Here is an 854-nt window from a genome sequence, read left to right as displayed (position 1 = left end):
GCCCTGTCCCCCTGCCGATCCGCCAGGTGATCTGCGACCGTCACCGCCGAGGTGATTCGGTCAGCGAGCTGGCCGAGGCATTCTCCTTGTGCCCCCGCACCGTGCGAGGGCTGCTGCAGCGGGCTCGCGGTGGTCCCGACGCCCTGGCGGCGGCCCGACCCGGCCCGGCCCCGGGCTCGATGGCCCGGCTTCCCGCCCGCGGGGCGGCCCTGATGCTGCGCCGAGAGCACCCCGCCTGGGGCGCCGGCCTGATCCGCGTCATGCTCCAGCGGCAGGGGATCGAGCCGGTGCCCGGCACTCGGTCCTTGCAGCGGTGGTTCGTCGCCGCCGGGCTGGGCCCGGCCCCTCGCGGGCGGCGACCCGCGGCCGCCGCTCGGCGGGCCACCGAGGCCCACCACACCTGGCAGGTCGATGCGGCCGAGGAGATGCCCCTGGCCGACGGCTCGCGAGCCTCCTGGCTGCGGATCGCCGATGAGTTCACCGGCGCGGTCCTCTCGACCGCGGTTTTCCCCCCTCGGGAGATGGAACAGCGTCCCGGCCGCCGAGACCCAGCGGTGCCTCCGCGAGGCGTTCGCCCGATGGGGCATGCCCGGGCGGATCCGCGTCGACAACGGCTCGCCGTGGGGCTCGGCCGGCGACCTCCCCACCGAGCTGGCCTTGTGGCTCTTCGGCCTGGGCGTCGAGGTGACCTGGAATCCGCCGCGGCGGCCGGAGGACAACGGCGTGATCGAGCGGAGCCAGGGGACGGGCAAGCGGTGGGCCGAGCCGGCGACCTGCGCCGACGCGGCGGAGTTGCAGCGACGGATCGACGACATGGACAGGCTCCAGAGGGAGGAATATCCGCGCATCGGAGG

At 75.3% G+C, this 854-nt stretch carries 2 pseudogenes; one reads left to right on the top strand and one right to left on the bottom strand.

Going from position 1 to position 854, the window contains the following annotated elements:
- Positions 1-587 (bottom strand): annotated as a pseudogene (locus G6O54_RS39110) (hypothetical protein); the annotation flags it as partial.
- On the opposite strand from G6O54_RS39110, the pseudogene G6O54_RS36945 reads away from it, so the two are divergent.
- Positions 586-854, top strand: a pseudogene (locus tag G6O54_RS36945) (hypothetical protein); the annotation flags it as partial. The pseudogenes G6O54_RS39110 and G6O54_RS36945 sit on opposite strands and share 2 nt — an antisense overlap.

This window comes from Aquisphaera insulae (assembly GCF_011064615.1).
GTDB lineage: Bacteria > Planctomycetota > Planctomycetia > Isosphaerales > Isosphaeraceae > Aquisphaera > Aquisphaera insulae.
The sequence above is the reverse complement of the archived record's forward strand: the minus strand, read 5'-3'. Positions and strand labels throughout refer to the sequence as shown.